At 51.6% G+C, this 5,291-nt stretch carries 5 protein-coding genes and 1 pseudogene; all 6 read left to right on the top strand.

Going from position 1 to position 5,291, the window contains the following annotated elements; genetic code table 11:
- Positions 1 to 985: 985 nt before the first annotated feature.
- Positions 986 to 1,270: a copper-binding protein gene (locus tag SM763_RS23825; protein WP_369000034.1), complete on the top strand. Its 285-nt coding sequence runs from the start codon at positions 986 to 988 to the stop codon at positions 1,268 to 1,270.
- Positions 1,271 to 1,328: 58 nt separating this feature from the next.
- Positions 1,329 to 2,591 (top strand): ABC transporter ATP-binding protein, encoded by a 1,263-nt coding sequence (locus tag SM763_RS23830; RefSeq protein WP_369000036.1) that lies wholly within the window; start codon positions 1,329 to 1,331, stop codon positions 2,589 to 2,591.
- The gene (locus SM763_RS23835) at positions 2,588 to 3,049 is read left to right on the top strand and encodes a hypothetical protein (protein WP_369000038.1); all 462 of its coding nucleotides are present in this window, start codon (positions 2,588 to 2,590) and stop codon (positions 3,047 to 3,049) included. The genes SM763_RS23830 and SM763_RS23835 overlap by 4 nt, the downstream gene beginning before the upstream one ends.
- A gap of 115 nt (positions 3,050 to 3,164) precedes the next feature.
- Positions 3,165 to 3,752, top strand: a complete 588-nt coding sequence (locus tag SM763_RS23840; RefSeq protein ID WP_274836671.1) for a c-type cytochrome — start codon at positions 3,165 to 3,167, stop codon at positions 3,750 to 3,752.
- Between the two features lies 1 nt (position 3,753).
- The gene (locus tag SM763_RS23845) at positions 3,754 to 4,653 is read left to right on the top strand and encodes a c-type cytochrome (protein ID WP_050672438.1); all 900 of its coding nucleotides are present in this window, start codon (positions 3,754 to 3,756) and stop codon (positions 4,651 to 4,653) included.
- A 328-nt stretch (positions 4,654 to 4,981) separates the two neighbouring features.
- A pseudogene (locus SM763_RS23850) lies at positions 4,982 to 5,291 on the top strand (ISKra4 family transposase); the annotation flags it as partial.

Genomic DNA, 5,291 nt, shown 5'->3' on the forward strand with positions numbered 1-5,291 from the left:
CCAGAGATTTGAGAAACGAATTTGTAGCGCACATTGCGAAACGCACTCCCCATCATGAGATGGAGATCACATCGCAGCCGAAGCCATTAGCAGCAATGTGGGGTTGAGACGGCGCTTACAATTATTGGAGTTTGCCAAACTGAAGGTCGTCAGAATGGCCGAGTAGGTTCATCAAGATGTTGGAAATGCCCTACCGGTAACCGGCAGAAAAGTATGCAAATGCACTGTCAAAGCGCTACTTGCTGATACCTATACGCGCGGCAACATCTCAGAGAGGGAAAGGTACTCAGAAACGCGGAGGAGGCGATTTGACCTCCAGCACACGACTCTCACTCAATTGTAATTCCGCGACCTTTGGGGCCCCCGAAGTTGGCTCCGGCCGTGGCGCACAAAGCGTCGATATCGTTGTGGCCGCAATCAAACAGTGAGTCATCGACCCAAAGCAACTGGAGTGGTGGTGCTCATTCCGATCATTGACCATTGAAGTGTGCGCTGAACCCGCTTCTGCACAAACCTTGCTGCTTGTCAGAGGCCCGGTCTCAACGGCAACAGACGCGGTTGGAAAAACGGACAGTACAAAGAGAGCGAGCGACGAAGCGCCAAGTATCTTGGTTATCATTCCGAACTGCATCGATCTCTTTCTACAGGGCTTCACGCAAGGCTTATAGATGGCACTTGTCGGTGTAAACCTTACAAATTGATACATTTCAAACCGGCCTAGTGGTATTGATTTAGTTGGAGTTTTTAGCTTTATCGGCACCAGGCAGTCACCTTTCACAACTGAGTAAACCATGGGATTTTGAAGGTAGAAACGACAAAGGTCTTCCTCACTGTCATCGTCAAAAAGACCGTTCGGTCAGACCCGGTAGCCAGAGTGAGTTCCCTCGGTGGTTTGCAGCCAAAACCCCAAACTTGCCTGTTTTGAAATTAAGAAAGCCTCGACTCTAACAACCGATCTTATGCCTCACAAAGGAGCAAATGAAACATGAAGATTCTCTCACTCGCGGCCGCTTTGGCAGTTGCTGCAACAACGTCATTTGCTGGCGGCGATCATGATATGTCGATGGGCACCGTCACGAACCTGGACCGCAAGTCGAATGTGGTGACGATCAACCACGGCCCGCTCAAAAACATCAACATGCCCGCGATGGAAATGGGTTACGCGGTTGCCAAGCCTTCGATGCTGAAAGGCCTTCGCAAAGGCTCCCAGATCCATTTTGTCGTCGAGCAAGTCAATGGCCAGTACATTGTAACAGAGATTATGAAGTAGAAAACGTCATGTTGAGACTCCAGGGCCGTTACTCTGCTGGCCTTTTTGAGGACATACAATGAGTGCGCCCCTGGAAATCGACGCGTTTACACTTTCCGGTCTTTCCGGCTGGACGCATCATATTGCAGACACATTGGGATTTCACATCAGTGAAAACCCGCCTCACTGGCTACATATGGCGCTGCACTTTATTCTAGTCGTTGCTCCACTGGTTGCTCTATTTGGTTTCCTGGTATTTTTAGCTCAGATTATCAAAAAAGCGGCTCGGAACAGTCTGTTTTCCAATGAAGATCGCGCTGAGCTTGTGCTTGTTCGCAATTTGATAGGATTGCGCTGGCACGAACAGGTTACCGTGATCTTCCTTGGTGTGTTGGCACAGCCAATTCTATATGCGACCCTCGAATTGCCGAAACGCATTGTCAATGGTGCTATCGAATCAAGTCATTTTCCCATCGAGATTCTTAGCGGTCAGTATACGCAACTAGAGTACCTCGGGATCTTGTCAGGCCTATATCTTATTACACTGATTGCGAGTGGAGCAATTAAATATTGCATAAATGTCAAAAAGGGGCAGATCGGAGAGCGAACACTTTTGAGGCTTCGTCTGGTGCTTTACCGGGCATGGCGCCGTGCACCGGAAGGACAGCGCAGAACCGAAGTCATCCCACTATCGACGAGCGAAATAGAGCCCATCGGAGGGTTTGCGGGAGAGGTTCTGGCAACACCTGTTTTCCAAGGCGGTACATTGATCACGGTCTTGTTGTTTATGTTCATTCAAGATCCGATATTGGGTGCAGCGGCGATGGCACTCGTCCCTGTTCAGCTGTTCATCATACCCATTTTGCAAAGGTGGGTTAACAAACGGATGAGACTCCGGATTCGTGCTGTTCGCGCATTTGGAGACATTCTTGGTGAGCAAACCGGCGATGTGTCCGGCCGATACATAACTCGCAGAACACTTTCAGCAGCTCACCGGCTAAGAAACACAAGACTCGACTTGCAGCGCGCAAAGTATTTGCAGAAAGCAATCAGCAATTTTCTAATGTCATTGACGCCCTTTCTACTCTACTCAATTGGAGGTTGGCTTGTCATTGAAGGCCGATTATCACTAGGGGCCTTGGTGGCAATAATTGCAGCCTTCAAAGATTTTTCCAGTCCTTTCAGGGAACTCATTCTCTATTACCAGAATTCTTCCGATGTCAGACTTCGATCAAGAGAGTATGAAAATTTCTTAATGAAATGTGGAAGAGTAACCCATGGGCTGAGCGTGAAGCAGTGGAGTAGTCGTCCACAATTCTCTGAAATCGAAGGAGCTTCATGATGCGCTTTGCCCGGCAAGCTTTGGTGATGGGACTAATTTGGTCGACGGTAGCTGTTCTGCCTGCACACGCGGATGGCGTCGAACAGTCCTTGGACGGTCTTCACGGCATCTACGTAAGCAAACTGTGCGTTACCAGCGGTCTTCAAGATGGCGACGCTGAGATTGAGATGGTGTTCGAGAACACTTCCGCCGAGATGGTGTTCCTAGATGGGGTCGCATCCGATGTGTCTTTGGGTGGTGAGTTATACTTCAAAGATCTCGTGGGTTCGACGATCGCGCAGAATGGATTTGGCGTGGATGAAGGGGAAGTACTTGACATCTCGACTTCCCACATCGGTGCGCGATTGACTGATCTCAAACAAGATCTCACCCCAGGCGACCATCCAACTGTTTTCTTGATTTTTAGGCACGGAACGCTGGAGGTCACGGCACATGTATTACCGCGAGGTCAATGCTGACCATGAAAGAGGCACAAAAACGTCTCAGTGGCGCAAACGGAACGTCGATTTGTTTCCGTGATCGCGAAGCTGCTGCATCTCACCCTCATCAAACAATCCCCATGGAGATATACAAATGAAAAAGACCACCCTTTTACTATCACTAGTCGCGGTTTCCGCCGCAAGTCTCGTATGGGCGCATGGCGGTGCCACGGGGATCGTAAAGGAACGCATGGACGGCATGGTGGCTATGAGCAAGGCGACAAAGGCGATTACACCGATGATGCGCGGTAACGTCGAATACAATGCTGAAGCTATCCGTGAATATGCACGCACGATCGAGGAACATGCCGGAGAAGCAATGACGAAGCTTTTTCCCGAAGGGAGCGGTGGTATGCCCTCCGAGGCGAAAGATGATGTATGGACCGACTGGGAGCACTTTGAAGTTCTTGCCATGCAACTGGAGAGCCTTGGCAAAGGTCTCGGCCTAGCTGCCGAAAATGGCCTGGCGGCATCAGGTTCTGCGGACGGAGCTAGCACTAATATGATGGGGACCGGCGGCATGATGGGGACCGGCGGCATGATGGGGACCGGCAGCATGATGGGCGCGGGCAGCATGATAAATATCGAGATGCTTGCGCAGATGCCAGCCGACGCGGTCTTTGCAAAAGTCGGCCAAGCATGTTCGGCGTGTCATACGAAATTCCGCGCCGAGTCTAACTAATATGAAGCGCCTATCTATTGGCGTTGGATTGCTTGCCGCCTTTACGGTGATCGGCTTTTTTGGGCTCGCTGCTTGGCCAATTGCCCGAACTCCGTCGCCGTCACTGGCGGCTCTGGACGGCAGTGTTCAGAATGGAGCCTATCTTGCGAGAGCATCCGGCTGCATCGCCTGCCATACCAACCCAGAGGGCGGCGCACCTCTGGCAGGTGGTATAGCTCTGGAGACCCCATTTGGCACATTGTATTCGCCAAATCTAACGACAGATCCTGTTCACGGAATCGGGGATTGGACAATTGACCAGTTCGCAGTCGCGGTAAGGCAGGGCATATCCCCGGAGGGAGAGCCCTATTATCCCGCTTTCACCTATCCGTTCTATGCGGACTTCTCAGATCAGGACATCGCGGATCTCTGGGCGGCATTCCAAACTGTGCCACCGGTGGCGGAACCTTCTATCGCGCCAAATATGATGTTTCCGTTCAATCAGCGTGCGGGTCTAAAGTTGTGGCGCGCAGCATTTATGTACGACCCTGATACGGAACCTGTGGAGGGCAAAAGCGATAGTTGGAATCGTGGCAAATGGTTGGTCGAAGGAGCGACTCACTGCAGTGCGTGTCACACACCGCGCAACTTGGCTGGAGGGCGCAAGGAAAAAACGGAGAAGTTCGCTGGTTCAGACTTGATCCCAGGTGGAGGTAAAGCGCCTGCGATCGACACAGCGTCGCTTATGAATCAAGGATGGGACGCGGACAGTTTGGCCTATGCATTAAAGACCGGTCTTACCCCGTCCGGGGATGCCTTTGGCAACGCCATGGGAGAAGTCGTTTTACATGGAACCCAGTTTCTCAGTACCGCAGATCTTGCAGCCATGGCCGAGTACTTAATGGATCAACCCAGAAAGTGAAACCAGCTGAGGTATTTGATGGGTCCAATAAAACTCAGTTTCTGCGTTGGTGTCCACTTATCAAGCGGAATTTGACGTTAGCACTGCAAGAGACGTTGGACCGATTTAAACAGAGGGAGCAAGACTATGGACAAGTCTACCAACCAGCCGCCCCCAAATACCAGTTCACAAAGCACTGATCCGGAGGCGATGCTGTCAACGAACAGAGGAGCATTTCTCGGCTTCTTGATGAAGCGATTGAAGGACAGGTTGGGAGTGGACAAAACATGGGGGTCATCTTCGTCGTTGCGGCCCGTGCTAAGGTGAGTTCTTTGCGTGTGGGGCTGCCATGGACGTACGGATTACAATCGAAACTACCTTCGACAACGGGGAGAAGCGCACTCATCAGCTTGACGGCATTTCACGACCCTACCGGGTGACCTGTCCAGACGGGATCGGGTTGCGCCTCGAGGATGGGAAGAGGGTTGTCGAACAGATTCAGCGGGCAATTCTTTGCGATCAGGTTGAGGAAATCATCCGAGAAAGCCGCGTATGCCCGGATTGCGCCTCGGTTCGTGCCATTCATGACTATCGCACGCGCGATCTCGACACGCTCTTTGGGCGGGTTCGGGTCAAAGCCGCGCGCTTGCGCCGCTGTT

It is taken from the genome of Pseudophaeobacter sp. C1-32P7, assembly GCF_041008775.1.
GTDB classification, from domain to species: Bacteria; Pseudomonadota; Alphaproteobacteria; order Rhodobacterales; family Rhodobacteraceae; genus Phycobacter; species Phycobacter gallaeciensis_A.